This is a genomic window from Bradyrhizobium tropiciagri, from assembly GCF_018130505.1.
In the GTDB taxonomy this organism is placed as follows: Bacteria; Pseudomonadota; Alphaproteobacteria; order Rhizobiales; family Xanthobacteraceae; genus Bradyrhizobium; species Bradyrhizobium tropiciagri_B.
Genome location: NZ_JAFCKH010000003.1, coordinates 595,332 through 620,910, shown reverse-complemented (window position 1 = coordinate 620,910; position 25,579 = coordinate 595,332). Strand labels below are relative to the sequence as shown.

General features: G+C 65.7%; 20 protein-coding genes. 13 read left to right on the top strand and 7 right to left on the bottom strand.

Going from position 1 to position 25,579, the window contains the following annotated elements; translation table 11 throughout:
* Nucleotides 1-316: 316 nt before the first annotated feature.
* The 3 genes from JQ633_RS10535 to JQ633_RS10525 form a co-directional block, all read right to left on the bottom strand.
* The gene (locus JQ633_RS10535; RefSeq protein ID WP_349631546.1) at nt 317-1,624 is read right to left on the bottom strand and encodes an ATP-binding protein; all 1,308 of its coding nucleotides are present in this window, start codon (nt 1,622-1,624) and stop codon (nt 317-319) included.
* Complete coding sequence (locus JQ633_RS10530) at nt 1,625-2,335, bottom strand: response regulator (RefSeq protein WP_211984911.1); 711 nt, start codon at nt 2,333-2,335, stop codon at nt 1,625-1,627.
* Between the two features lie 241 nt (nt 2,336-2,576).
* Nucleotides 2,577-6,242, bottom strand: a complete 3,666-nt coding sequence (locus JQ633_RS10525; protein ID WP_211984910.1) for an SdrD B-like domain-containing protein — start codon at nt 6,240-6,242, stop codon at nt 2,577-2,579.
* An 827-nt stretch (nt 6,243-7,069) separates the two neighbouring features.
* Between JQ633_RS10525 and bamA the strand changes: the two genes are divergently transcribed.
* The 3 genes from bamA (at nt 7,070) to JQ633_RS10510 (ending at nt 11,062) form a co-directional block, all read left to right on the top strand.
* Nucleotides 7,070-9,559 (top strand): outer membrane protein assembly factor BamA, encoded by a 2,490-nt coding sequence (bamA, locus tag JQ633_RS10520; RefSeq protein ID WP_433995640.1) that lies wholly within the window; start codon nt 7,070-7,072, stop codon nt 9,557-9,559.
* A 96-nt stretch (nt 9,560-9,655) separates the two neighbouring features.
* Complete coding sequence (locus JQ633_RS10515; protein ID WP_211984908.1) at nt 9,656-10,219, top strand: DinB family protein; 564 nt, start codon at nt 9,656-9,658, stop codon at nt 10,217-10,219.
* 114 nt (nt 10,220-10,333) lie between these two features.
* Nucleotides 10,334-11,062, top strand: a complete 729-nt coding sequence (locus JQ633_RS10510) for an alpha/beta fold hydrolase (protein ID WP_211984907.1) — start codon at nt 10,334-10,336, stop codon at nt 11,060-11,062.
* Nucleotides 11,063-11,075: 13 nt separating this feature from the next.
* Here JQ633_RS10510 and JQ633_RS10505 read toward each other — a convergent pair whose 3' ends face one another.
* The 4 genes from JQ633_RS10505 to paoA all read right to left on the bottom strand — a co-directional run bounded on the left by JQ633_RS10505 (nt 11,076) and on the right by paoA (nt 15,243).
* The gene (locus JQ633_RS10505) at nt 11,076-11,318 is read right to left on the bottom strand and encodes a hypothetical protein (RefSeq protein WP_211984906.1); all 243 of its coding nucleotides are present in this window, start codon (nt 11,316-11,318) and stop codon (nt 11,076-11,078) included.
* Between the two features lie 105 nt (nt 11,319-11,423).
* Nucleotides 11,424-13,631: an aldehyde oxidoreductase molybdenum-binding subunit PaoC gene (gene paoC / locus JQ633_RS10500; protein WP_211984905.1), complete on the bottom strand. Its 2,208-nt coding sequence runs from the start codon at nt 13,629-13,631 to the stop codon at nt 11,424-11,426.
* A gap of 14 nt (nt 13,632-13,645) precedes the next feature.
* Nucleotides 13,646-14,596, bottom strand: a complete 951-nt coding sequence (locus JQ633_RS10495) for an FAD binding domain-containing protein (RefSeq protein ID WP_211984904.1) — start codon at nt 14,594-14,596, stop codon at nt 13,646-13,648.
* Complete coding sequence (gene paoA / locus JQ633_RS10490; protein ID WP_211984903.1) at nt 14,593-15,243, bottom strand: aldehyde dehydrogenase iron-sulfur subunit PaoA; 651 nt, start codon at nt 15,241-15,243, stop codon at nt 14,593-14,595. Before paoA ends, JQ633_RS10495 begins: the two co-directional genes overlap by 4 nt.
* A 333-nt stretch (nt 15,244-15,576) precedes the next feature.
* Here paoA and JQ633_RS10485 point away from each other — a divergent pair, with 333 nt between their 5' ends.
* The 10 genes from JQ633_RS10485 (at nt 15,577) to JQ633_RS10440 (ending at nt 25,578) form a co-directional block, all read left to right on the top strand.
* The gene (locus JQ633_RS10485) at nt 15,577-16,338 is read left to right on the top strand and encodes an enoyl-CoA hydratase-related protein (protein WP_211984902.1); all 762 of its coding nucleotides are present in this window, start codon (nt 15,577-15,579) and stop codon (nt 16,336-16,338) included.
* A gap of 61 nt (nt 16,339-16,399) precedes the next feature.
* The gene (locus tag JQ633_RS10480) at nt 16,400-18,070 is read left to right on the top strand and encodes a bifunctional metallophosphatase/5'-nucleotidase (RefSeq protein WP_211984901.1); all 1,671 of its coding nucleotides are present in this window, start codon (nt 16,400-16,402) and stop codon (nt 18,068-18,070) included.
* Nucleotides 18,071-18,298: 228 nt separating this feature from the next.
* Nucleotides 18,299-19,225 (top strand): histone deacetylase family protein, encoded by a 927-nt coding sequence (locus JQ633_RS10475; protein WP_211984900.1) that lies wholly within the window; start codon nt 18,299-18,301, stop codon nt 19,223-19,225.
* Nucleotides 19,226-19,370: 145 nt separating this feature from the next.
* Nucleotides 19,371-19,622 carry an exodeoxyribonuclease VII small subunit gene (locus JQ633_RS10470; protein WP_211984899.1) on the top strand — a complete coding sequence of 84 codons (252 nt, stop codon included), beginning with the start codon at nt 19,371-19,373 and terminating at the stop codon, nt 19,620-19,622.
* Nucleotides 19,623-20,176: 554 nt separating this feature from the next.
* Complete coding sequence (dxs, locus tag JQ633_RS10465) at nt 20,177-22,105, top strand: 1-deoxy-D-xylulose-5-phosphate synthase (RefSeq protein ID WP_211984898.1); 1,929 nt, start codon at nt 20,177-20,179, stop codon at nt 22,103-22,105.
* Between the two features lie 36 nt (nt 22,106-22,141).
* Nucleotides 22,142-22,711 carry a nucleoside 2-deoxyribosyltransferase gene (locus JQ633_RS10460; protein ID WP_211984897.1) on the top strand — a complete coding sequence of 190 codons (570 nt, stop codon included), beginning with the start codon at nt 22,142-22,144 and terminating at the stop codon, nt 22,709-22,711.
* Nucleotides 22,708-23,466 (top strand): TlyA family RNA methyltransferase, encoded by a 759-nt coding sequence (locus JQ633_RS10455; RefSeq protein WP_211984896.1) that lies wholly within the window; start codon nt 22,708-22,710, stop codon nt 23,464-23,466. The genes JQ633_RS10460 and JQ633_RS10455 overlap by 4 nt, the downstream gene beginning before the upstream one ends.
* Complete coding sequence (locus JQ633_RS10450) at nt 23,459-24,700, top strand: class I SAM-dependent RNA methyltransferase (protein WP_211984895.1); 1,242 nt, start codon at nt 23,459-23,461, stop codon at nt 24,698-24,700. The genes JQ633_RS10455 and JQ633_RS10450 overlap by 8 nt, the downstream gene beginning before the upstream one ends.
* A gap of 35 nt (nt 24,701-24,735) precedes the next feature.
* Nucleotides 24,736-25,080 carry a DUF1778 domain-containing protein gene (locus JQ633_RS10445; RefSeq protein ID WP_433995635.1) on the top strand — a complete coding sequence of 115 codons (345 nt, stop codon included), beginning with the start codon at nt 24,736-24,738 and terminating at the stop codon, nt 25,078-25,080.
* 3 nt (nt 25,081-25,083) lie between these two features.
* Nucleotides 25,084-25,578 (top strand): GNAT family N-acetyltransferase, encoded by a 495-nt coding sequence (locus tag JQ633_RS10440; protein WP_211984894.1) that lies wholly within the window; start codon nt 25,084-25,086, stop codon nt 25,576-25,578.
* Nucleotide 25,579 lies beyond the last annotated feature (1 nt).

Genomic DNA, 25,579 nt, shown 5'->3' with positions numbered 1-25,579 from the left:
CCAGTGTGCAATTGCGCACTAGGCAGGGACGGCAGTGAGTATGCTGCACATCGCCTGCCCAACACGCAGTGTCATCACCCGGCTTGACCGGGTGATCCAGTATTCCAGAGACCGCGGTGATAGAGCCGAGAGGTCGCCGGCCTACTGGATCGCCCGGTCGAGCCGGGCGATGACGGCGGTGGGTGGGACGCAGCGCCACGACAACCCGTAGGACGGGTGGAGCGCAGCGATACCCATCATGTCCCCGCGCGGATTGTAGTTGATGGGTATCGCTGCGCTCCACCCATCCTACGGCAGCAGAATTGCCTCGCCACCCTCAAGCGGCCACACAGGGCAGGCGGATGCTGACGCGCAGGCCCTGCGGCTCGTTGTCGAGCAGCGCGACCGCCCCGCCATGCGCCTGCACGACGGCCTGCGCGATCGACAGGCCGAGGCCGAAGCCTGAGTTGTCGTCCATGGTACGGGCCTCGTCGCCGCGCACGAAAGGCTCGAGCATGGCGGACTTGCTGTGCTCGGGAATTCCGGGGCCGTTGTCGGCGACCTCGATGGTCGCGCTCTCGTCACACGCGGTCAGCGTCACCCTCACCTCGCTGGCGAAGCGGACGGCGTTCTCGACCAGATTGGTGATGGCGCGGCGGATCTCGTCCGGCCGTACCGTCAGCTTGAACCGCTTGGGACCGTGATAGCTGACGGCGTGACCGCAGTCGGAAAACTGCTCGCAGACAAGTTCGACCAGCGCGGCGACGTCGACCAGCGTCGGCTTGACGGTATTGCCGGTGCGCAGCAGCGTCAGGACGGATTCCAGCATCGACTGCATCTGGTCGAGGTCGCGCAGCGTCTGCGTGCGATGGGCATCGTCCGCGATGAATTCCGACCGCAGCCGTAGCCGGGTGATCGGCGTGCGCAGATCGTGACTGATCGCAGCCAGCATCCGCATCCGGTCCTTCATCAGCGCCGCGATCCGCTCGCGCATCGCGTTCAGCGCCCGCGCCGCCGACCTGATCTCCTCGGGGCCGCCCTCCGGAAACGGCGGCGAGACCCGGTCGACGTTGAAGCTCTCCGCGGCCCGCGCGAATGCCGACAGCGGCGCGCTGAGGGCACGGCCGGCCCACACCCCGAGCAGCGTGACGCTCATGACCAGGAAAAGCAGCGTGCTCGCCCAGAAGCCGGTGATGAAGGCCGGCATGTGCAGCCTGCCGATCGAGGCCTCGAGGACGCCGCCGTCCGCCAGGTGAAACAGCACGCCGTGCTTCGCGGGCGGCGATCGCTCGATCAGCTCAATCCGACCTTCGGGCAGTGCGCGAATGACGTGGCGTGACGACCCGGCCTGCGTTAGCTGTGCGGATGCCGCGTCCGCCGTCAAACGAAGCTGCAGGTTCGGGAGCGCGCGATCGATATTCTGGACCAGCAGCGCGCGTTCGGCGGCCGGCGTCCGGGCGATCATCTCGGCGATGAGCACGAATTGCTGGATCGGCTCGTCGCGCAGCAGCCGCGGTTCCTGGCGCCGGAGCAGGAAATATCCCGCCATCAGCACATGGATCAGGACGAGCGTGACCAGGATCAGCGCCGCGATCTGACCGCTGATGCGCCTGAAGCTGAACAGCCCGAGGACCCTGACGACCACCTACGCTTCTTCCACTTGAGGCGTGAAGATGTAGCCGCCGGTGCGCACCGTCCTGATCATGGAAGCCCCCGTCATCCTGTCGAGCTTGCCGCGCAGCCGGCTGACCAATACGTCGACGCTGCGCCCGAACGAGCCGCCGGGACGTCCGGTGAGACTGAGAAGACTGTCGCGGCTGAGGATGCGGCCATGCCGCTCGCAGAACGCCTGCAGCAGATCGAACTCGGCGCTGGTCACCGGAATCTGCGCGCCTTCGGGGTCGCGCAATTCGCGCATCCGGAAGTCGATGGTCCAGCCCTCGAATGTCATCCGCCGCGACGTGCTGCCCGCGGCTGCGGACAGGCTCGCGGCCTGCCGCCGCAGCACGGCGTTGATCCGGGCCAGCAGCTCCCGCGGGTTGAACGGTTTGGCGAGATAATCGTCCGCGCCCATCTCGAGCCCGAGGATGCGGTCGACCTCGTCGCTCTTCGCAGTGAGGAAGATGATCGGCGTCGACCGGTCGGCGCGGATGCGGCGGCAGAGTGTGAGGCCGTCCTCGCCCGGCAGCATCAGATCGAGCACGACGAGGTCGACGCGGTGCTGCGCCAGGTGACGATCCATCTCCCGGCCGTTCGGCACCGCTCCGACCGCGAGCCCGTTCTCGCTCAGATAGCGCGCGACGAGGTGGCGGGTTTCCTGATCGTCTTCGACTATGAGGATGCTTGGAGTGTTCATCGGACGGCACTAGCATGCCGATCATGGCAACTCGGCGAGCCAAATGTTGCTGGCCGTAAACCGATATTGCGTTTCTTGCGGCGTAGCCCGCAGGACGTTGCCGCAGCACTAAAATGATACCCGTACGCCGGATTTGCGCCCGAGCGTTTCGCTCCGAAGCATTGCGCACTGGCAGGGACGACCGTGTGGCGCGTCGCCTGCCGAATAATGCGGTGTCATCACCCGCGCATGCCCATGGGACTCAGACGTGCAGATCGGGGACCGGCGGATAAGGCGTCCCCGGCGGCAGACCGAGATACAGCATCTGAATGCCGTATTGCCCCGCGAACGCCGATGCGGCGGCGTCGAGGATGATGTGGCCGGTGGGATCGAAATGCAGCTCCGGCCGGGTGATGCCACCAGCCGCATACGCAGGCGTCGACGTTTCGTTGATCTGCAGCGCGCTGAAGACTGCCGAGACATTCGAGAGATCGGGATGATTGCCGGCAAGGTCGTAGATATCGGCACCATTGGTGGAGAAACCAGTGACGCCCAGCGCCGAGGTCTGATTGGCCGCCGACACGATGTGGTCGAACACGAGCTTCGAGGGATCGCCGAGCAGTGCCGTGGCGGCCGCATCGTAAATGGCGTTGCCGCCGTCGTTCAATGTCAGCGTCGGCGTGCCGCCGACGACGGTGACCGCCTCGTTGAAGCCAAGCGTCAGTTGGACCGTCGATCCGGTGATCGCACTGCCGCCCGCGGGCGAGGCCGTGACGCCGGCGAGATGCGGCGCCGTCGTATCGAGGGTGAAGGTCAGGCTCGACACCGGGCCGACATTGCCGGCGGCATCGACCTCCACGGCCGAGACCGTATGTGTGCCATCCTGCGAACCGTCGGTGGCGAAGCCAGGCACGGCGGTCGAGAAGCCTGCGCCATCGGCCGCGTAGTACAGCGTCTGCGCGGGACTGGACCTGGTGTAGTCGATCACCGGATCCCTGGTGATATGGTCAGCGGCCGAGGGACCGCTGTCCCAGTCCAGCACCATGCCGGGTGCAGCCGGCAGACTGGTGTGGCCGGTGATGACGATGGGCGTGCTGCCGGCGCCGAGATTGCCGGCAATGTCGGTATAGCTCGAGGCCGACACCAGCATGGTGTCCGCCAGGCTCGCCGCGACCTGTGGCGTAAAGACCGCGGTGTAGATGTCATGGCCTGCGCCGTTGAGACCGACGTGGTGCAGACCGCTCAACGCGCCGCCGTCCATCTGGATGTCTGACAGCGCGAAGCCCGCAATCGCCTCGGAGAAGTCGAAGGTCACGAGCGCGGTCTGCCCCGGCAGCAGCGCACTGTGGTCGGCGGTCATGGAAACCGTCGGCGCGGTGGTGTCGAGCGTGAAGGTCAGGCTCGACGGCGGACCGACATTGCCGGCAGCGTCGACCTCCACGACCGACAGCGTATGCTGGCCGTCGCCGCTGAACGCCGGCACAGTCGCCGAGAAGCTCGGCGCGCCATCGGCTTTGTAAAGCAGCGTGCCGGCCGGATCGGACTTGATCGTGTCGATCAGCGGATTGCTGGTGATGCCGTCGGTGCCGGAGACCCCGGTGTCCTGATGCAGCGCCAATGCCGGCGCGGCCGGCGCCCTGGTGTCGCCCGTGAAGTTGACGATGTTGCTTGCCGTACCCGACGTGCCGGACGCATCGGTGTAGCTCCCGTCCCTGACCTGCACCGACCCCGCCAGGACATTCGATGCGTCAGGCGTAAATATCGCGCCGTAGATATCGCGGTCGAAGTCGTCGGTGCCGACATGCACGAGGTCGCTCAACGTGCCGCCGCTGACCGCGACATCGGCAAGCGCGAAATTGGCCACCGGCTCGGAGAAGAGGAAGGTCATGCCGGCGCTCTGTCCGGCCAGCAGCGTCGCATGATTGGCGAACACCTGCACTTCGGGCACTTGAATCACGGTGAGCGCAACCGTGTCGGAATGCGTCAGCGGGTTGGACGGCGAGCCGGTGCTGCCGTTGTCGTCGATCGTGACCGACAGTTGGTCTGGGCCGGAGTAGCCGGCGGCCGGCGTGTAGGTCGTGCCTTCCAGCGCGGCGTTGAGCTGGGCGATCGTGCCGGACAGAACGACTGTCGATGCATTGTCGGTGAACGACTGCAGGCCTGCCGTCGAGCCGAGTGTCAGGATGCCGTGCTGGACCAGCAAGGTCACCGTCTCGATGCCGCTGCCGGCGTCGATGTCGGATACCGAGATCGCATTGCCCTGCACGGCCGAGAACACGAGACTGAGGTTCTCGAGAACGGTCTGCGCTGGCGGAACCACATCTGCCGGAGCATCGTTGGTCGGCGTGATATCGATCGTCGCCACCGCAGAGCCAGACAGACTGCCGTCGGAGACCGCGAGCGAGAGCGATACAGAAGCCGGCGGCGCATCGCCGGCGTTGATGTAGCTGACGGTGCTCGTGGCATCCGTGTTCAGCAGCGCGTTGATGTCGGCAAAGGTCCCGGTCAGCGTCAGCGTCGAGGTTCCGTCGCCGGCAATGCCGACGGCGGTGGATCCGGCCGTCGCATGCAGGATGCCGCTGTCGACCGAGAGCGTCACTGTCGCAATCGACGAATCGACGTCGCTGACATGCAGGCCGGTGTTCTTGAGATCGAGGGTGGTCTGTTCGGTCGCTTGATAGTGCGTGGCCGGCACGGCCGCGACCGGCGCGTCATTGACGGCGGCGACGTGAACCAGCGTCGTCGCCGTGGTGTTGGTGTTGTCCGCGAACAGCGTAAACGTAACCGAGCGATCGGCGGTGGACGGATTGCCGCTGCGGTTGCTGTAGGTGATGGCGTTGATCAGTGCCTCGACATCAGCACTGGTGATCTGGTCAATATGGAGATTGAACCGGAGGAAGATATCGTTGCCGTTGATCCCGGCGCCGTCGTTCACGATCGTTGCGATCTCGAGCCCGTCGACGCTGATCATGCTGTCGCTATTCATGCCGTCCGACAGGCTGATGCGGCCGGACGTGTCGATGGCGAGCACGTCCTCGGCGGCTACTTTGCCGGATGTGATCGAGACCCGCAGGCTACCCTCAAAGAAAGACGTATCGGTGGTAAACAGCCAGTCGAACTTCGTGCCATCCGCATCGACGATCGACATCGCCGTCCCGGCATCGAGATGAACCGGTCCTGCATGCTCGGTGAAGGTGGCCGCGTCGCCATTGAGGTTTGCGATAACCGGCGTGATGTACATGCCGGCATCGACGGTCGAATTGTTCGCGCCCGAGGTCAGCGTGTACGTTCCGGTAACGCCGGTCGCAGGGTTCGCGTCGCTGTCGGTCAGGTCGGTCGCAACGACCATATCGCTGCGGGTGAGCTTGTATCCCGTCGGCGTGACGAATCCGACCTTGTAGTCGCCGGGCGTCAGATTGCTGAAGAGATAGTGCCCGGTGCCGTCGGTCGTCGTCGTGGCCAGCACCGTGCCCGCCGTGTTCAACAAATTGACGGTGACGCCGGCGATGCCGGCTTCGCCGGCATCCTGTCGGCCGTTCACGTTCGCATCGTCGAAGACGAAGTCGCCGATCGACGCGGGCTGGTACATCGCGGAGTTCTCGCCGTCCAAGTTTTGACTGGCGGGCGAAATGACAAGATTGCTGATGATGCCGGTGGTGCCCGCATCATTGTCCAGCAGCGGATCTCCGCTCACGTTCAACGGGGAAAAGATGTAATCGGGCGGTAGGAGGACCGTCAGCGTATATGTGCCGTCGGCGAGACCGCTGAACGAATAGTGCCCGTTGGCGTCGGTCGAGTGAAGAAAATCGACGATATTGCCGAGGGCATCGGTGAGTTCGACCCCGACGCCGTTAAACCCGGCATCGCCTGCGTCCTTGATGCCGTTGGCATTGTTGTCAATGTAGACCGATCCGCTGATCGAACCCATGATGTCCTCGTTAGAATGCTGTCACTGCCGCAGCCACCGGATGGCCGGGCGGTTCATTTCGAAATACATGTGTGTGGGGGTCGATGACGGCCTTGCACCGATGAGGCCCGTCGCGTCGGTGGCCGCACGGTCCCTCGCGGCGCTGAGCGGGAGAAACCGGCACATCGGATCGTTGGTCGGCGAAACGAGAGCAACGGATTCCGGCACTACAGTCCTCAGTCACAATTCGCCAGGGGATGCGATCGCCCTGCAACAAGGTTGCAAAATACGTCACAGCGAATGACAAGACAATGATCAACCTAGGCATGCATCGCGTCGGGCCTCCGGGAAGTTCGTATCGGCAAAGCCTTGTATGATCTGGGCTTTTGAAGAGGTGCTCTCCCTTGGACAGACCGCTGAAATCTAAAATTGCTGTCACAATTCGTACCGATCGTGGCCATTCGGCAGGCTGCACGTTGCGTTATGTAGACCAACGTTGCCGGCTCGTTGTCGTCGAGGCCGCACGCCAATCGGCACGTCAGCCCGTCTCCGAACTTGACTGGCGAAAAGACCGCGACATCGGCCGCGCGCTTGTTACCAAAGTTTGCTTGCCTGGCCCGCAAGCGCTGACGTGCCTAATCGCTGAAACGCGTTCGCGCCGATGAAATGCGACACGCCGCCGATCCGCGCGTTGCCGGCGTGCCACGGCCGCGATGACAAATCCAAACCACTTGAAACGAACCCGCAATCGACAAGCCACACCGCCGCCATCGCGCTCCCGTTTCACAACGGAGGGACGTTGACGTGGAAGGATTCAGTGGATGCGGGGCGCGACGTTCGCGGCGGCGATGGCCGGGATATTGCTTGTGGCGCCACCGCTCGCGGCGCTGCCGCCGCAGCGGGCCGCCGCACAGACCGTGCAAGCGACCGTGCAGCGCATCGTCGTCGACGGCAATCGCCGCGTCGAGGCGGAGACCGTGCGCTCCTACTTCAAGGCCGGCCCCGACGGACGGCTGGACCAGGCGGCAATCGACGACGGGCTGAAGGCGCTGATCGAGACCGGGCTGTTCCAGGACGTCAGGATCGACCGCAACGGCGGCCAGATCGTCGTGCACCTGATCGAGAACGCCGTGATCGGACGCCTCGCCTTCGAAGGCAACAAGAAGATCAAGGACGAGCAGCTCTCCGCCGAGATCCAGTCCAAGCCGCGCGGCACCTTCTCGCGCGCGACGGTGCAGTCGGACACGCTGCGCATTGCCGAGATCTATCGCCGCTCCGGCCGCTACGAGGTGCACGTCACTCCCGAGATCATCGAGCAGCCCGACAACCGCGTCGACCTCATCTTCAACATCGAGGAAGGCGCCAAGACCGTGGTCAAGACGGTCGAATTCACCGGCAACAACGCCTTTTCCGCGGCGAGGTTGCGCGACGTCATCAAGACCCATGAGAGCAACTTCCTGAGCTTCCTCGGCAACAACGACGTCTACGATCCCGACCGCGTCGAGGCCGACCGCGACCTGATCCGCCGCTTCTATTTGAAGCACGGCTATGCCGATGCGGTCGTGATCGCCGCGCTCACCGAATACGACCCCGGCAAGAAGGGTTTTCTCGTCAGCTTCAGGATCGAGGAAGGCCAGCAGTACCGCGTCGCATCGGTCGATATCAAGTCGACCATCGCCAATTTCGACGTCGCCACGCTGCGCAGCTATTCCAGGGTCAGCATCGGCTCGCTGTACAATGTCGAGCAGGTCGAGAAGTCGGTCGAGGACATGCAGATCGAGGCCTCGCGCCGCGGATACGCCTTCGCCATGGTCCGGCCGGCCGGCGATCGCAATTTCGATGCCCACACCGTCGCGATCGTCTTCAACGTCGATGAGGGCCCGCGCACCTATATCGAGCGCATCAACATCCGCGGCAACACCCGGACGCGGGATTACGTGATCCTGCGCGAGTTCGACATCTCGGAAGGCGATGCCTACAATCGGGCGCTGGTCGACCGCGCCGAGCGGCGGCTGAAGAACCTCGACTACTTCAAGTCGGTCAAGTTGACGACGGAGCCCGGCTCCTCCAGCGACCGCGTCATCCTCAATGTCGAGCTGGAGGAGAAATCAACCGGCGATTTCTCGGTGTCCGGCGGATATTCCACCACCGACGGCGCGCTGGCCGAGGTCAGCATCTCCGAGCGCAACCTCCTCGGCCGTGGCCTCTACGGCAAGGCGTCCGTCACCTACGGCCAGTACGCACGCGGCGCCTCGCTGTCCTTTGTTGAGCCCTATCTGTTCGGGCAGCGGCTCGCGCTCGGGCTCGACGTCTACTACCGCCAGCAACTGGCAAGCGATTATGCGAGCTACGGCGTCACCACGCTGGGCTTCTCGCCGCGCCTCGGCCTTGCGCTGCGCGAGGACCTGACGCTGCAGCTGCGCTATTCGCTCTATGAGCAGAACATTACGCTGTCGAGCCTCTACAATAACTGCAACAACAATCCGAACAACGCGTCGCTGGCGTTCAATCCGACGCCGAATTACATCAAGAACGTGCTCGGCGGCGTCGACCCGACCAATGCGGTCTCTTCCGGCTTCTACGGCTATGGCTGCTATGCCGACGGCGAATCCACGCTGCCGGTGCGCAAGGAGCTGGCCGACGGCACGTCGTGGACCTCCGCGGTCGGCTACACGCTGACCTACAACACGCTCGACAACAACAAGAACCCGACCGACGGCCTGCTGATCGACTTCAAGCAGGACTTTGCCGGCGTCGGCGGCAATGTGAGCTATCTGAAGAGCACGGTCGACGCCAAATACTACACGCCGCTGGTGTCCGACCTGGTCGGGCTGATCCATTTGCAGGGCGGCATCCTGAACAAGGTCGGCGACCAGGACCTGCGCATGCTGGACGGCTTCCAGATGGGTCCCAACCTCGTACGCGGCTTCGCCACCAACGGCATCGGGCCGCGCGACATCACCTATCTCAATTTCGGCGCGCTCGGCGATGCCCTGGGCGGCACCAAATATTGGGGCGCCTCGTTCGAGCTGCAGATGCCGTTCTGGTTCCTGCCGCCGGAAGTCGGCCTGAAGGGCTCGGTCTATGCCGATGCCGGCTCGTTGTGGGACTATCAGGGCCCGACCTCCTGGAGCGCGACCGGCGAAGTCAACACGCCGCAATGCCCGAATTGCGGGCTGCAATATGACGACAGCAGCGTCGTACGCACCTCGGTCGGCGTCGGCCTGATCTGGGCCTCGCCGTTCGGACCGCTGCGCTTCGACTACGCGGTGCCGCTGACCAAGGGCAAATACGACATCGTGCAGCAGTTCAGGTTCGGCGGCGGCACGTCGTTCTAGGGGCCGCGGACGAGTGCGGCGGCAAGGCGCACGCCCGTGCACGCCATGCGTGCTAGATTCGCATCGGCATCACGCATCCACCCGATGAGGACAGACATGCCCGCCGGCCTCGTTCAGACCTTTCGCGGCTTTGCCTACAACAATGCCTGGGCCAATCACCGCCTGCTCACGGCCTGCGCCGGCCTCGGCGCGGGAGAATTCGCCGCGGCGCGGACCGGGTTCTTCCCGAGCCTGCAGGCGACGCTGAACCACATCTACATCATCGACCTGTTCTACATCGACGCGCTGGAAGGCGGATGGCTGGGCCCGCAAGCGTTTGCCAACGACGTGCCCTACCCGGCGCTCGCCGAGCTCAAACCGGCGCAGCGCGCGATGGACCAGCGCCTGATCGACATCTGCGATGCGCTGACGCCCGAGCGGCTCGACGATATCGTGAGGATCAACCGCGACACCACGGTGCAGACCGAGCGGCGCGACCGCCTGCTGATGCACCTGTTCCAGCACCAGATCCATCACCGCGGCCAGGCCCACGCGATGCTCGCGGAAACCGCCGTCAAGCCGCCGCAGCTCGACGAGTTCTTCGCCGCCGGCGAAGCGCCGCTGCGGGCCGGCGAATTCGCCGAGCTCGGCTGGAGCGAAGCCACGGTGTGGGGCGGCTGACCGCGCCCGCCGCGCGACGACCGGCATGCATGACGGGTTCCTCATGCGACCGCGGGTCTTGAATCCGGCGCTTTCCGCCCTCACCTCCCGTTGGAACGTGGGGAACCTGCCAGAATGCCTTTTGCCTACCATCGCGGCCAACGCATCCACTATACCGTCGAAGGAACGGGGCCGCTGATCGTGCTGCAGCACGGCTTGCTGCTCGACGCCGCGAGCTGGCGAGATTGTGGCGTTGTTGCGGCACTCGCCAATCGCTTCCGCGTGGTCTGCATCGATTCGCTCGGGCATGGCCTGAGCGACAAGCCCGCGGACCCCGACCTCTACTCCCAGGCGCAGCGCGCCGGCGACATCGTCGCCGTGCTCGACGACCTCGGCTGCGAACGCGCGCATCTCGTCGGGCACTCGATGGGCGGCTGGCTCGCCGTCGGCGTCGCCCGGTATTTCCCGAAGCGGCTGGCGTCGCTTGCGATCGGTGGCTGGGATTTTCAGACCGGACTGCCGCGCGGCAACAGCGGCCCGTTGACCTACGGCGCCTTCATCACGTTCGCGCGGCGCACGGTGCCGGAACTCGTCGCCTGGGTAACGCCCGATCTCGAAGACGGCGTGCGCGCCTGCTTCAACGCGATGGCCCAGCTCGACGGCGCCGAGAACGCCATCCTCTCCTCACAGGTGCCGGTGATGCTGTGGAACGGACGCGAGGATGGACCGCACGATCCGATGCTGCGCTTTGCCGAGGACAACGGCCTGCACGCGATGTCGATCCCCGGCGATCACCTCGGCGCGCTGTATCAAAACGGGCACGTGATCGGCGAGCGTATCAGCGCCTTCATCGGACGCCGCTAGCCGGGCGGCGCGATCACGAAAACAGGAAGGTCCCGATCAAGAGGCCGGCGGCAAACGCCCACAGTCCCAACGTGCAGGCCGAAATGACGCGGACGAGATTGCGAAAATCGCCGTCCCGCATATCCCCGTCCTGCAAGGTCTCGTGAACCCGATGGGTCAATTGCCGGCACCCCCCTGCGGTGGCCGCCCTGGCATGTTTGCGCCGTAGAAGATTTTCCTCCCGATAGGTGCCCAAATCAAGGCCGGAGACGATCACGAGGTCTCACGGATTGGCACAAGTCATGCAGGCAAGGGCCAGCAGTCAGGGCGTCCCGGTCCTGCTATGCGCAGAAAATGGCAGATAGTCGCCTCGGGCGCGGCCTCACCCGATCTCGGGGAGCTGCCCAAGCAGCTTGTCGAGCGTGATCGGATAGTCGCGCACGCGCACGCCCGTCGCGTTGTGCACCGCATTAGCGACGGCGGCAGCGACGCCGCAGATGCCGAGCTCGGCGACGCCCTTGGCCTTCATCGGCGAGGACATCGGGTCGGTCTCGTCGAGAAAGACCATGTCCTGATGCGGGATGTCGGCATGGACGGGCACTTCATAGCCGGCGAGGTCGTGGTTGATGAACAGGCCGTGGCGCTTGTCGACCACCAGATCCTCCATCAGCGCCGCGCCGACGCCCATGGTCATGGCGCCGATAACCTGGCTGCGCGCCGCCTTCGGATTGAGGATGCGGCCCGCCGCGCACACCGCCAACATCCGCCGCACGCGGATCTCCGCGGTGTCGGCATCGACCCCGACCTCGACGAAATGCGCGCCGAAGGTCGACTGCTGATAGGTCTTGGCAATGTCGCCGTACTCGATGGCATCCTCCGCGACGATGCCGTCCTGCCCCGCGGCCTGAGCCAGCGGCACGCTGCGGTTACCGGCACGAACGAGGCCGTCAGCGAACTCGGCCTCGGCGGAATTGAAGCCGAGCTTCTGCGCGATCGCCTCGCGCAGCTTGACGCAGGCGGCATAGACGCCGGCGGTGGAGTTGTTGCCGCCCCACTGCCCGCCCGAGCCGCACGACACCGGGAAGTCGGAATCGCCGAGCCGCACCACCACCTTCTCCAGCGGCACGCCCATCATCTCGGCGGCGGTCTGCGCGATGATGGTGTAGGAGCCGGTGCCGATGTCGGTCATGTCGGTCTCGACCGTCACCACGCCCTGCCGGTCGAGCCGCACGCGCGCGCCCGATTTGGTCAGCAGATTGTTGCGGAAGGCGGCGGCCGTGCCCATGCCGACCAGCCAGCGCCCGTCGCGGACCTGACCGGGCCTCGGATTGCGCTGGCTCCAGCCGAAGCGCGCGGCGCCCTCGTTGAAGCACTGCACGAGCTGGCGCTGCGAGAAGCGCCGCTCCGGCTTTTCCGGATCGACCTGGGTGTCGTTCTTGATACGCAGCGCGACCGGATCCGTGCCGAGCTTCTCGGCGAGTTCGTCGATCGCGATCTCGAGCGCCATCATGCCGGAGGCCTCGCCCGGCGCGCGCATCGCGTTGCCCTCGGGCAGATCGAGCGCGGCGAGCCGCATCGCCGTCATCCGGTTGGCGCCGGCATAGAGCAGCCGGGTCTGGCTGACCGCCGTCTCGGCCTCGCCGTCCTTGAGATTGCCGGACCAGCTCTCATGGCCGATCGCGGTGATGGTGCCGTCGCGGTCCGCGCCGATCCGGATGCGCTGGATCGTCGCCGGCCGGTGCGTGGTGTTGTTGAACATCAGCGGGCGCTGCAGCGCGAGCTTGACCGGACGCTTCGCGGCGCGCGCGCCGAGTGCAGCGAGCAGCACGTCAGCGCGCAGGAACAGCTTTCCGCCGAAGCCGCCGCCGATATAGGGCGAGATCAGACGGACCTTGTCCTTCGGGATTCCGAGCGTCTTCGCCAGATCACCCGTGCCCCAGGCGATCATCTGGTTGGAGGTCCAGACCGTGAGCTTGTCGCCGTCCCAGGCGGCGATCGAGGCATGCGGCTCCATCATCGCGTGCCCCTGATCGGGCGTGGTGTAGCGCGCGTCCAGTTGCACATCTGCCGCCGCGAACGCCGAGGCAAACTCGCCGACGGCGGTGTCCGCCGGGCCGCCGAACGACGGCTTCGGCGCGACGGCCTCGTCAACGCCGGCTGCAAGGTCGAACTTGCCGTCGGCCTTCGCGTAGTCGACGCGGACCAGCTGCGCGGCGGCGCGTGCCTGCTCGAAGGTCTCGGCGACCACGACGGCGACCGCCTGGTGATAATGCGCGATCTCGGGGCCGCCGAGCAGTGGCGCCGCATTGCGTTCGCCCTTGTCGAGCTTGCCGGCGTTCTCGGCCGTGACGATGGCGAGCACGCCGGGCGCGTCCTTCGCCGCGGCGAGATCGATCGCCTTGATCCGCCCCTTACCGATCGCGGCACCGACGACATAGCCGTAGGCCTGGTTCGCAACGACATCGTGCCGCTCATAGGCATAGGGCGCGGTGCCGGTCGTCTTCAGCGGCCCCTCGATCCGGCTGGTCGGATGACCGACGACCTTGAGCTGGTCGATCGGGTTGAAGGTCGCGGGATGTTCGAAGCGCATGATCTACCCTCTTCTTATCCCCTGGCCTCGCGCAGCACCGCCGCCAACGTTCGCTCGGCGAGTGGCAGCTTGAATGCATTGTCATTGGTCGGCCTTGCATCGGCGAACAATTTTGCAGTGACCGCCCTGGCGCCGCGGGGCATCTCCGCCTCCGCCGCCTCGACCCGCCACGGCTTGTGCGCGACGCCGCCGAGCGCGACGCGGCCGGTGCCGTCCGGCTGCACGATCGCGGCCACCGAGACCAGCGCGAAGGCATAGGAGGCGCGGTCGCGCACCTTTCGATAGGCCTGCATGCCGCCGACGGGTTTCGGCAGCACCACCGCGGTGATCAGCTCGCCGGGCTGCAGCGTGGTCTCGATCTCGGGACTGTCGCCGGGCAGACGATGCAGCTCGGCGATCGGAATGCTGCGTACGGCGCCGTCGGGCCGAATTGTCTCCACCGTCGCATCGAGCGCGCGCATCGCCACCGCCATGTCGCTCGGATGCGTCGCGATGCAGGCCTCGCTCGCGCCGACCACCGCGTGCTGGCGGCTGGCGCCGCCGATCGCCGCACAGCCGCTACCGGGCTTGCGTTTGTTGCAGGGCAGATTGGTGTCGTAAAAATAAGGACAGCGCGTCCGCTGCAACAAATTGCCGGCGGTGGTCGCCTTGTTGCGCAACTGGCCGGAGGCACCGGCGAGCAGCGCACGCGACAGCACCGCATAGTCGCGCCGCACCCGGCCATCGGCCGCCAGATCGGTGTTGCGCACCAGCGCACCGACGCGCAGACCGCCGTCCGGCGTCTCCTCGATGCGGTCGAGCGCAAGACCGTTGACGTCGATCAGGTGCGCGGGCGTCTCGATCTCGAGCTTCATCAGGTCGAGCAGATTGGTGCCGCCGGCTATGAACTTTGCATTCTCGGTGCGCGCAGCCGCGCTCGCCGCCTCGGCGGGCGACTGCGCCCGCGTGTAACTGAAGGATCTCATGCGTTCCTCCCGGCGACCTCGCCGATCGCTTCCGCAATGTTGGAATAGGCGCCGCAACGGCAGATGTTGCCGCTCATGCGTTCGCGCAGCTCGGCATTGGTCAATCGCACCGGCGCGGTGAGATTGTCCGTCACGTGGCTCGGAATGCCGGCCCTGACCTCGTCGATCACCGCGACCGCCGAGCAAATCTGCCCCGGCGTGCAGTAGCCGCATTGGTAGCCGTCATGCTTGACGAACGCCGCCTGCATCGGATGCAGCTGGTCCGGCGCGCCGAGCCCCTCGATCGTCGTGATCTCGTCGCCCTCATGCATCACCGCGAGCGTCAGGCAGGAATTGATCCGCCGTCCGTCGACGATGACGGTGCAGGCGCCGCACTGACCGTGGTCGCAGCCCTTCTTGGTGCCGGTCAGATGCAGATGCTCGCGCAGCGCGTCGAGCAGCGTGGTCCTGGTATCGAGCTCGAGCTGATGGGGTTCGCCGTTCACATCAAAGGACACTTTTGTCATCACGGGCGCTCCGGGCGGGGCTGATGCAATCTGAGCTGTCGCGGCAGGTACCGGCGCCGCGACCGACGAGGCGGCGAGCGAGGCAGCTCCGACAATCAACAAATGGCGCCGGGATAGTTCCAAACGACCGGAAATTCGCATGCCGCTCTCCTGATGCGCAGCCGCGTTGGCCGAAGGGCGGAACCGGGCATGACTTCCGCGCGCGTTTGCCGGCTGCACCGGATGAATGCTGCAGGCGGTGGAATGTTTCTGTGCGGGGACTTAAACAAGTCGCGAGTGGAACGTGTGCAGGCCGTCGCAGGCGGGTATCGGCACCAACAAGGTGAATTCCGGTTAACTGGCTTGCGCTGTCCTCATGCTCGCCTGAGGGGAAAAGCGTCCGGAAGCCCTTGGGGCTTGCGGCGGATCATGTAGGATAATGGCGAGATTGCGCCGGGCGGCAGTGACGCCGCCGGCCAATGAAGGGGCTGCTCGATGACCGCGCATGTGATCGTGACCGACGAAGCCGCCACGCGCGTGATCAAGCTGCGTCGCCCGGAAAAGAAGAACGCCATCACGCAGGACATGTATCGCTCCATGAGCGATGCGATCGACAAGGCGCAGAACAATCCGAACATCCGCTGCCTGATCATCACCGGCGGCTCCGGCGTGTTCACCGCCGGCAACGACATCGAGGATCTCCTGAGCGAGGGCACCGCGGAGGCCGATCCGCCCGCCGCCTCCAACCTGGTCAAGTTCCTGTATTCGCTCGCCCACAATGTGAAGCCGATCATCGCCGCCGTCGACGGGGTCGCGATGGGCATCGGCACTACCATGCTGTTTCACTGCGACTATGTGCTCGCCAGCAAGACCGCGTCGTTCTCGACCCCGTTCTCGAATTTCGGCCTGGTGCCGGAAGGCGCATCCAGCCTGCTGATGCCGCGCAGCATGGGCCATCAGCTGGCCTTCGCGATGCTGGTGATGGGCCGCACCATGACCGCCGACGATGCCCGCGTCGCCGGCTTCGTCAACACCGTGGTGGCGCCGGGCCACGCCGAGGTCGAGGCGCACAAGGTGGCGCGCGAGATCTGCGCGTTGCCGGCCGAGGCGGTGGCGATCTCGCGGCGGCTGATCCGCCTGCCGCCGGAGGACGTCACCCGCCGGATCGAGCAGGAGAACCATCTGTTCACCGAGCGCATGCGCTCGAAGGAAGCGATCGCCGCCTTCAAGGCGTTCATGGCGCGCACGAAGGATTGAACGCGCGCGTCGCAAAAATGTAGTGGCGCGGCGTCATGATCGCGTGCTCCATGGACAGGTCATGAGACATCACCGCCTCTCCCTCGCCTTCGCCATCGGTTCGCTCGCGCTCCTCGCGGCCGCTCCCTGCCTCGCGCAGACCGCCGCGCCGGTGGAGTTGCGCATTCTCGCCATCAACGATTTCCACGGCTATCTGCGGCCGCCGCCGGGCGGCATCCGCATCACCGATCCTGCCGACGCGACGAAGAAGATCATGGTGCCCGCCGGCGGCGCCGAGCGGGTGGCAACCGCGGTCAAGGAGCTGCGCCAGGGACACAGGAACAACATCTTCGTTGCGGCCGGCGACCTGATCGGCGCCAGCCCGTTCCTGTCGGCGATGTTCCACGACGAGCCGACCATCGAATCGATGTCGATGATGGGGCTTGCGATCTCCTCGGTCGGCAATCACGAGTTCGACGAGGGCAAGGATGAGCTGCTGCGGATGCAGAACGGCGGCTGCAACCCGATCGACAAGTGCCAGGGGCCGCATCCCTTCACCGGCGCGAAATTCCGCTACCTCGCCGCCAGCACGATCGACAAGGCGACCGGCAAGACGCTGTTTCCGCCTTACGAAATCAAGGAGTTCGACGGCATTCCCGTCGCCTTCATCGGGCTGACGCTGAAGAACACGCCGAACCTCGTGTCACCGCTCGGCGTCGCCAGCCTCGAATTCCGCGACGAGGCCGAGACCGTCAACGCACTGATCCCGGAGCTGAAGGCGAAGGGCGTCGAGGCGATCGTGGTGCTGATCCACGAAGGCGGCTTTCCGACCGGCGACTACAACGAGTGCCCGGGGATCTCCGGGCCGATCGTCGACATCGTCAAGAAGTTCGACAAGGCGGTTGACGTCGTGATCTCCGGCCATACCCACCAAGCCTATATCTGCGAGATCGACGGACGTCTCGTCACATCGGGCGACAAGTACGGCACGCTGGTCACCGCGATCGATCTCAAGCTCGATCCGAAGACCCGCGACGTGATCAGCGCCAAGGCCGACAACACCATCGTGCGGATCGGCACCTATCATCGCGATCCCGAGCAGACCGCGCTGCTCGAGGCCTATGACCGGCTGGCCGCGCCGATCGCCAATCGCCCTGCCGGCTCGGTCACCGAGACGCTGTCGCGCACGCCGAACGAGTCGGGCGAAAGCGTGCTCGGCGACATCGTCGCCGACGCGCAGCTGGCGGCGACCAGCTCGGAGCCGAACGGCGGCGCCGTGATCGCCTTCACCAATCCCGGCGGCGTGCGCACCGACATCGTCAAGCGCGACGACGGCGCGGTGACTTACGCCGACATCTTCGCGAGCCAGCCATTCCGCAACCAGCTGGTGACGATGACGCTGACCGGCAAGGAGCTCAAGGACGCGCTGGAGCAGCAATGGGCCGACCCGAAGCGGCCGCGTCCGCTGCAGGTCTCCAGGGGCTTTGCCTATGCCTGGGATGCGAGCAAGCCCGACGGCGAGCGCATCATCGCGGCAAGGATGTCGCTCGACGGCAAGCCGATCGATTCCGCGACGAGCTATCGCGTCACCGTGAACAACTACCTCGCCGAAGGCGGCGACGGCTTCGCCGTGTTCAAGGACGGCAAGGCGCAGCAGTTCGGCATCTACGACGTCGATGCGCTCTATGCCTACTTCAAGGCCAACAGCCCGGTCGGCCCCACGGCGGGCCGGCGGATCGAGCGGGTGAATTGAGTGGTGTGGTGCAGTGGAAACATGCCCACTCCCGTCATTGCGAGCGAAGCGAAGCAATCCATCTTTCCGTGCACTCGGTCACAATGGATTGCTTCGCTCGCAATGACGCTGAAGAAGCTCGGCTCCTCGTAGAGCGGGCCGAAGCGTAACCGGGGCCTTTTCCAACGGCCGGTAACGGCCTACATTAGCCGCTCCCTCGCACGCGCACCGGTTGCGCCGGGAATTCGCATGACACTGCTCCTGACCCACTCCGCCTGCCTCGACCACTTGACCCCTCCCGGACATCCCGAACGCCCCGACCGGCTGCGTGCGGTCGACGAGGTGCTCGGCGAGGACCGCTTCAAGGCGCTGGTGCGCGATCTCGCGCCGGAGGGCGACCTCGATCAGGTGCTGCTGTGCCACGGCGAGCATTATGTCGGCGAGCTGCGCCACATCGCGCCGACCTCGGGCCTGATCTATATCGACGGCGACACCTCGATGTCGCCGGGGACCTGGGAGGCGGTGATGCGCGGCGTCGGCGGTGCGGTGGCCGCGACCGATGCGGTGATGGAAGGCAAGCACCAGAACGCCTTCGTCGCGGTGCGCCCGCCGGGCCATCACGCCGAGAAGTCGACGCCGATGGGCTTCTGCTTCTTCGACAATGTCGCGATCGCCGCGCGCCATGCGCAGCGCAAATACGGCATCGCGCGCGCCGCGGTGATCGACTTCGACGTCCATCACGGCAACGGCACGCAGGACATCTTCTGGGCCGACCCGACCGTAATGTACTGCTCGACGCATCAGATGCCGCTGTTTCCCGGCACCGGCGCGATGAGCGAGCGCGGCGAGCACGACACCGTGGTCAACGCGCCGCTGGCGCCCGGCGACGGCGGCGCCAAGTTCCGCTCGGCGTTCGAGAACCTGATCCTGCCGCAACTCGAAAAGTTCTCGCCGGAACTCGTCATCATCTCGGCCGGGTTCGACGCGCACCATCGCGATCCGCTGGCGTCGATCAATCTGAAGGGCGAGGATTTCGGCTGGGTGACGCGCAGGCTGATGGACCTCGCCGACAAGAGCGCCGGCGGCCGCGTGGTCTCGGTGCTCGAGGGCGGCTACGACCTGCAGGGCCTGAAAGAGTCGGTGGCTTCCCACGTCACCGCATTGATGGGCGGGTAAATCCCCGCCACAATACGCCCGCAAAACTTCGATTTGATTCTCCGGTGGGCGAGCATGACCGAAAGACGCCCGAACCTGCGACGGATCATGCTCAAGGATAATCGATCAGATCGCGATCTGATTGGCGCAATCGGGAACGCAAAGTATGGCCGAGAATACCCAGGTGGACGTAAAGCAACTCTCCTTCGAACGCGCGATCGAGGAACTCGAATCGATCGTCAAGCGGCTCGAGGACGGCAAGGTCCCGCTTGAGGAATCGGTCGCGATCTACGAACGCGGCGAGGCGCTGAAGCGGCGCTGCGAGGAGCTGCTGCGCCAGGCCGAGGCCCGCGTCGACAAGATTACCACCGACGCGTCGGGGCAGCCGACCGGCACCGCGCCGCTCGACGTGCAGTAGCGCTGTGGTTTGGCGCGCGGAGCGCGGCCGACCCCGTCAAATATGTCTGCCTGTTTCTGCCGGCCCCGTAGGCGCACGGGGCGACGTTGGGCTGTGGCCGCATGTGCCGCGCTGGATCGAATCAGCCGATCCGGGCCGGCCGGCTGCCCATCAAATGGGCGAAATGGAACTCGTCTTCCGCCGCAGACATTGAAATATCTGGATTTTTCGGAGCGGAGCATGGGAACCCCTCGCGCCGAGCGGGTTGGCTTTGGCGACGACTTTGGTGTAATGCTTCCAGTTCTATGGGCATTTGAGGGGGGCAGGCGGCCGGGATTCTTCCGGCGGCAAGCACCTCAAATGGTTCGACAAACTGAACCGGGACGGGTGAAGAGCGACCAACGTGATTGATATCACGGGGTCCAATCCGGAGTGCATCTAGGTTTACATCCAGGCGCCGGCCTGCCGGGGCGGCACCAGTGTCTGGCATTCGCTGCGCGTGAACGCGCAACCCTTCTCGCGTCGGGCCAAGCCTTCAACTTGGGCTCCGACCTGGCAAAAATTGGAATATCGCTGTGACCACATTTAGTAAGACGCCGCTTCTTGACACCATCCGCACGCCGGAAGACCTGCGCAAGCTCAAGGTCGAACAGGTGCGGCAGGTTGCCGATGAACTGCGCCAGGAGACGATTGACGCCGTGTCGGTGACCGGCGGGCATTTCGGCGCCGGCCTCGGCGTGGTCGAGCTGACCACCGCCATTCACTATACCTTCGACACACCGCGCGACCGCCTGATCTGGGACGTCGGCCACCAGGCCTATCCGCACAAGATCCTGACCGGTCGCCGCGACCGCATCCGCACGCTGCGCACCGGCGGCGGCCTGTCGGGCTTCACCAAGCGCACCGAGAGCGACTACGATCCGTTCGGCGCGGCGCATTCCTCGACCTCGATCTCGGCCGGCCTCGGCATGGCCGTGGCGCGCGACCTTGCCGGCGGCAACAACAACGTTATCGCCGTGATCGGTGACGGCGCGATGTCGGCCGGCATGGCCTATGAAGCGATGAACAATGCCGGCGCGATGAACTCGCGCCTGATCGTGATCCTCAACGACAACGACATGTCGATCGCCCCGCCGGTCGGCGCGATGAGCGCCTATCTGTCGCGGCTCTACTCCGGCAAGACCTACCGCTCGCTCCGCGAGGCGGCCAAGCAGATCAACAAGCGCCTGCCGAAGATCCTCGCCAACCGTGCCAACCGCGTCGAGGAATATTCCCGCGGCTTCATGATGGACGGCGGCACGCTGTTCGAGGAGCTCGGCTTCTACTATGTCGGCCCGATCGACGGCCACAATCTCGACCATCTGCTGCCGGTGCTCAAGAACGTCCGCGACATGGAGACCGGGCCGATCCTGGTTCACGTCGTGACCCAGAAGGGCAAGGGCTACGGCCCGGCGGAAGCTTCCGCCGACAAGTATCACGCGGTCGTCAAGTTCGACGTCGCCACCGGCACCCAGGCCAAGGCCAAGCCGAACGCGCCGGCCTACCAGAACGTGTTCGGCCAGAGCCTCGTCAAGGAAGCGCAGAAGGACGACAAGATCGTCGCCATCACCGCGGCGATGCCGTCCGGTACCGGCGTCGACATCTTCAACAAGGCGTTCCCCGACCGCACCTTCGACGTCGGCATCGCCGAGCAGCACGCGGTGACCTTCGCCGCGGGTCTCGCCACCGAAGGCTACAAGCCGTTCTGCGCGATCTACTCGACCTTCCTGCAGCGCGGCTATGACCAGGTGGTGCACGACGTCGCGATCCAGAGCCTGCCGGTCCGCTTCGCGATCGACCGCGCCGGCCTCGTCGGCGCCGATGGTGCCACGCATGCCGGCTCGTTCGACAACGCCTATCTCGGCTGCCTGCCGAACATGGTGATCATGGCCGCCTCTGACGAGGCGGAAATGGTCCACATGGTGGCGACGCAGGTTGCGATCAACGATCGTCCGAGCGCGCTGCGCTATCCGCGCGGCGAAGGCCGCGGCGTCGAGATGCCCGAGGTCGGCGTTGCGCTGCCGATCGGCAAGGGCCGCATCGTCCGCGAAGGCAAGAACGTCGCCCTGCTCTCGTTCGGCACCCGCCTCGCCGAGTGCGAGAAGGCGGCCGACGAGCTCGCCGCCCACGGCCTCTCCGCCACCATCGCCGATGCGCGCTTCATGAAGCCGCTCGACGAGGACATGATCCTGAAGCTGGCGCGTGATCACGAGATCCTGATCACGATCGAGGAAGGCTCGGTCGGCGGTTTCGGCTCGCATGTGGTGCAGTTCCTGACCGACCACGGCGCGCTCGACAGCGGCATGCTCAAGTTCCGCTCGATGGTGCTGCCCGACGTGTTCCTCGACCACGACACGCCGGCGCAGATGTATGCCCGCGCCGGTCTCGACGCCAAGAGCATCGTTGCCAAGGTGTTCGAAACCCTCGGCAAGGATTTCAAGACCGAGACCGTCAAGCTCGCGTAATCCTTCCGGGCGGCGTTTCCAGGCGCCGGCAAGTCCATGAAAATCTATCTGGCAGGTCCTGACGTGTTCCTGCCGGATGCCGTGGAGATCGGCCGCCGCAAGGCGGCGATCTGCGCGCGGCATGGCCTGACCGGGCTGTTTCCGCTCGATGTCGCGGTGGAACGGGCGGCGGCCGACGCCTCGCTGATGATCTTCAAGAACAACGAAGCGATGATGGAGTCCGCCGACGCCATCATCGCCAATTTGACGCCGTTTCGCGGCCCCAGTGCCGACGCAGGCACCGTCTACGAACTCGGCTACATGGCAGGACGGCGCAAGCGCTGCTTCGCCTACGCCAACGATCCTGCATCCTACGCCAACCGCGTTGCGCGGCGTCAACCAGTCGCGCCGGCGCCGAACGGGCGGCTGATCGACGCGGACGGGCTGACGGTGGAGGAGTTCGGGTTGCCCGACAATCTGATGATGATCCATGCGCTCGACCTGCACGGCGCACCGCTGGTGACGCCGCGCGAGGTGCCGCGCGACATCTGGCGCGATCTCGCCTGCTTCGAGGCCTGCGTGCAACTCGCCGCCGCGCATGCCGCGCAGCCGCCGGCAGGCCAGTGACCAAGACCGGCGACAACGACAATGCGGCGGCCGGCAAGCGCATCGACGTGCTGCTGGTCGAGCGCGGCCTGTTCGAGAGCCGGGCCCGCGCCCGCGCCGCGATCGATGCCGGCCTCGTCACCGCGGACGGCAGACCGGTCGCCAAGGCCTCGGAGATCATCGCGCCCGATGCGGCGCTATCCGCAGAACCTGCCCATCCCTACGTCTCGCGCGGCGGCGTCAAGCTCGCCGGCGCGCTGGAGCATTATCCGATCGAGGTCGAGGACCACGTCTGCCTCGATGTCGGCGCCTCGACCGGCGGCTTCACCGAGGTGCTGCTGGCGAACGGCGCCAGCCTCGTGTTCGCCATCGATGTCGGCCACGGCCAGCTGCATCCCTCGCTGCAGGGCCACCCGAAGATCGTCTCGATGGAAGAGACCGACATCAGGAGTTTCGAGGGCAAGCGCTTGCCGGCGCGGCCGGACGTCGTCGTGATCGACGTCAGCTTCATCTCGCTCAAGCTGGTGCTGCCGGTGGCGCTGTCGCTCGCGGCGGCGCCGATGCAACTGCTCGCGTTGATCAAGCCGCAGTTCGAGGCGGCGCGAAAGCATTCCAAGCGCGGCATCATCCGCAACGCGATGGTGCATCAGGAGATCTGCGACGACATCGCCGCCTTCGCCGCCTCGCTCGGCTGCACCGACATCCAGGTGTTCCCGTCGTCGATCTCGGGCGGCGACGGCAATATCGAATTCTTCCTCGGCGCGCGGCGTGGCTGAAATCCTCACCATCGACCATGTCGGCCATCGCGGCGACGGCGTTGCGCTCGACGCTGCGCAGTCGATCTACGTCCCCTACGCGCTGGCGGGCGAGACGGTCGAGGTCGAAGGCGTCCCCGGCAACCATCCGGACCGGCGGCGGCTGCTGCGCGTCGAGCGCGCTAGCGCCGAGCGCATCACGCCGTTCTGTCCGCATTTCGGTGTCTGCGGCGGCTGCGCGATCCAGCACTGGAACACGGCGTCCTATCAGGCCTGGAAGCGCAACATCGTGATCGAGACGCTGGCGCAGGCCAAGATCACCTGCGAGGTCGCGCCGCTGCTCGACGCCCATGGTGCCGGCCGCCGCCGCATGACGCTGCACGCGCGGATGGGCACGCACGACGTACTCAAGGTCGGCTTCGCCGCGGCGGGCTCGCACGACATCGTCCCGGTCGACCGCTGCCCGATCCTCGATCCCGCACTCGACGGCGCGCTCAAAGCGGCCTGGGCGATCGCCGAGCCGCTGATATCGGTGGGCAAGCCGCTCGACATCCAGGCCACCGCGACACGCAACGGCCTCGACATCGATGTGCGCGGCTCCGGCGCGCTGCCGACGGCGATGATCACGACGCTGTCGCGCGTTGCGGAGAAGCACCGGCTGGCACGGCTGACCCGGCACGGCGAGCTGGTGCTGATGCGAAGCGCGCCTGAGATTCCGATCGGAAAGGCCAAGGTGGCGCTGCCGCCGGGCTCGTTCCTGCAGGCCACTGTCGCGGGCGAGGAAACGCTGGCCGCGCTGGTGCGCGACCATTGCGGCCGCGCCAAGCATATCGCCGACCTGTTCTGTGGCGTCGGCCCGTTCGCGCTGAGGCTTGCGGAGAAGGCACGCGTCGCCGCGCTCGACAGCGACGCCGGCGCCGTCGGGGCCCTGCAGAAGGCCGCGCAGGGGACATCAGGGCTGAAGCCGCTCAATGCCGAGGCGCGCGATCTGTTCCGCCGCCCGCTGATGCCGCAGGAATTGCGCGACTTCGATGCGGTCGTGTTCGATCCACCGCGGCAGGGCGCGCAGGCCCAGGCCACGCAGCTCGCGGCCAGCAAGGTACCGGTGATCGTCGCGGTGTCCTGCAACGCCGCGACCTTCGCGCGCGACGCAAAAATCCTGATCGACGGCGGCTACCGGATCGATGTCGTCACCCCGGTCGACCAGTTCCGGCACACGCCGCATGTCGAACTGGTGGCGCGGTTCAGGCGTTGAGGAGGCGACCGCCGCTCCGACAATTGTATTGCAAAATGCGCTACACGGCTAAAATTGTCGATTTGGAGGAGCTTCCGATGCGGCGGACCGTACGACACAAGGATCATCCACTTTCGATGCGGCTGCCCGACGCCGATATCGCCATCATCGACCGCGCCGCCACGCTGCGCGGGCGCTCGCGGACGGATTTCGTGCGCGAGGCCGCGGTCCGCGCCGCTGAGGATGTCTTGATGGAGACAGCCCCCATTCGGATGAGCGCCGCGGGCTTCAAGGCGTTCATGGCAGCCGTGGCTGGTCCTGCCGCACCCGTGCCGGAAATGCGGAAGCTGTTTCAGCGCACCGCACCCTGGGAAGCCGATGACACCAAGAAACGGAGTTGAGGCTTGGCCATTTCTGGCCCGGAGCCCCTGTCATCGGCGCATGACCTGGAGCCGTTCTCCTGCGGCAAGCCTTCGCTCGACCGGTGGCTGAAGACGCGAGCGCTCTCAAATCAGGAAAAGGGCTTCATCGCTGTTCTGGTCGTTCACGAGGCCAATTGCGTCGTCGGCTACTACGGCCTTGCACCGACGGCAATTGTCCCAACGAGCCTGCCGCGCTCGATCCGCACTGGCCAACCGCCTGATCCCGTGCCCTGCCTCCTGTTGGCACAGTTGGCAACAGGCGTGAGCTGGGTTGGCAAGGGAGTTGGCACTGGCCTGCTCAAGCATGCACTGCAACGCTGCATCACGGCTGCCGGCTTGATCCGTGGCCGTGCACTGATTGTGAATGCAGTCGATGATGAGGCTGCGGCCTTCTGGCGACGCCGCGGGTTCATTCCTTCGAAGGATGATCCTCTGACCCTGTTCAGGTTTATCGCAGATATTGCCGCGTCGTTGTAAC

What these genes read in the sequence shown, in the direction of transcription:
- JQ633_RS10530 (WP_211984911.1), bottom strand. Translation starts at nt 2,335, where the DNA reads ATGAACACTCCAAGCATCCTCATAGTCGAAGACGATCAGGAAACCCGC.
- JQ633_RS10525 (WP_211984910.1), bottom strand. Translation starts at nt 6,242, where the DNA reads ATGGGTTCGATCAGCGGATCGGTCTACATTGACAACAATGCCAACGGC.
- bamA (WP_433995640.1), top strand. Translation starts at nt 7,070, where the DNA reads ATGGCCGGGATATTGCTTGTGGCGCCACCGCTCGCGGCGCTGCCGCCG.
- JQ633_RS10515 (WP_211984908.1), top strand. Translation starts at nt 9,656, where the DNA reads ATGCCCGCCGGCCTCGTTCAGACCTTTCGCGGCTTTGCCTACAACAAT.
- JQ633_RS10510 (WP_211984907.1), top strand. Translation starts at nt 10,334, where the DNA reads ATGCCTTTTGCCTACCATCGCGGCCAACGCATCCACTATACCGTCGAA.
- paoC (WP_211984905.1), bottom strand. Translation starts at nt 13,631, where the DNA reads ATGCGCTTCGAACATCCCGCGACCTTCAACCCGATCGACCAGCTCAAG.
- JQ633_RS10495 (WP_211984904.1), bottom strand. Translation starts at nt 14,596, where the DNA reads ATGAGATCCTTCAGTTACACGCGGGCGCAGTCGCCCGCCGAGGCGGCG.
- paoA (WP_211984903.1), bottom strand. Translation starts at nt 15,243, where the DNA reads ATGCGAATTTCCGGTCGTTTGGAACTATCCCGGCGCCATTTGTTGATT.
- JQ633_RS10485 (WP_211984902.1), top strand. Translation starts at nt 15,577, where the DNA reads ATGACCGCGCATGTGATCGTGACCGACGAAGCCGCCACGCGCGTGATC.
- JQ633_RS10480 (WP_211984901.1), top strand. Translation starts at nt 16,400, where the DNA reads ATGAGACATCACCGCCTCTCCCTCGCCTTCGCCATCGGTTCGCTCGCG.
- JQ633_RS10475 (WP_211984900.1), top strand. Translation starts at nt 18,299, where the DNA reads ATGACACTGCTCCTGACCCACTCCGCCTGCCTCGACCACTTGACCCCT.
- JQ633_RS10470 (WP_211984899.1), top strand. Translation starts at nt 19,371, where the DNA reads ATGGCCGAGAATACCCAGGTGGACGTAAAGCAACTCTCCTTCGAACGC.
- JQ633_RS10460 (WP_211984897.1), top strand. Translation starts at nt 22,142, where the DNA reads ATGAAAATCTATCTGGCAGGTCCTGACGTGTTCCTGCCGGATGCCGTG.
- JQ633_RS10445 (WP_433995635.1), top strand. Translation starts at nt 24,736, where the DNA reads ATGCGCTACACGGCTAAAATTGTCGATTTGGAGGAGCTTCCGATGCGG.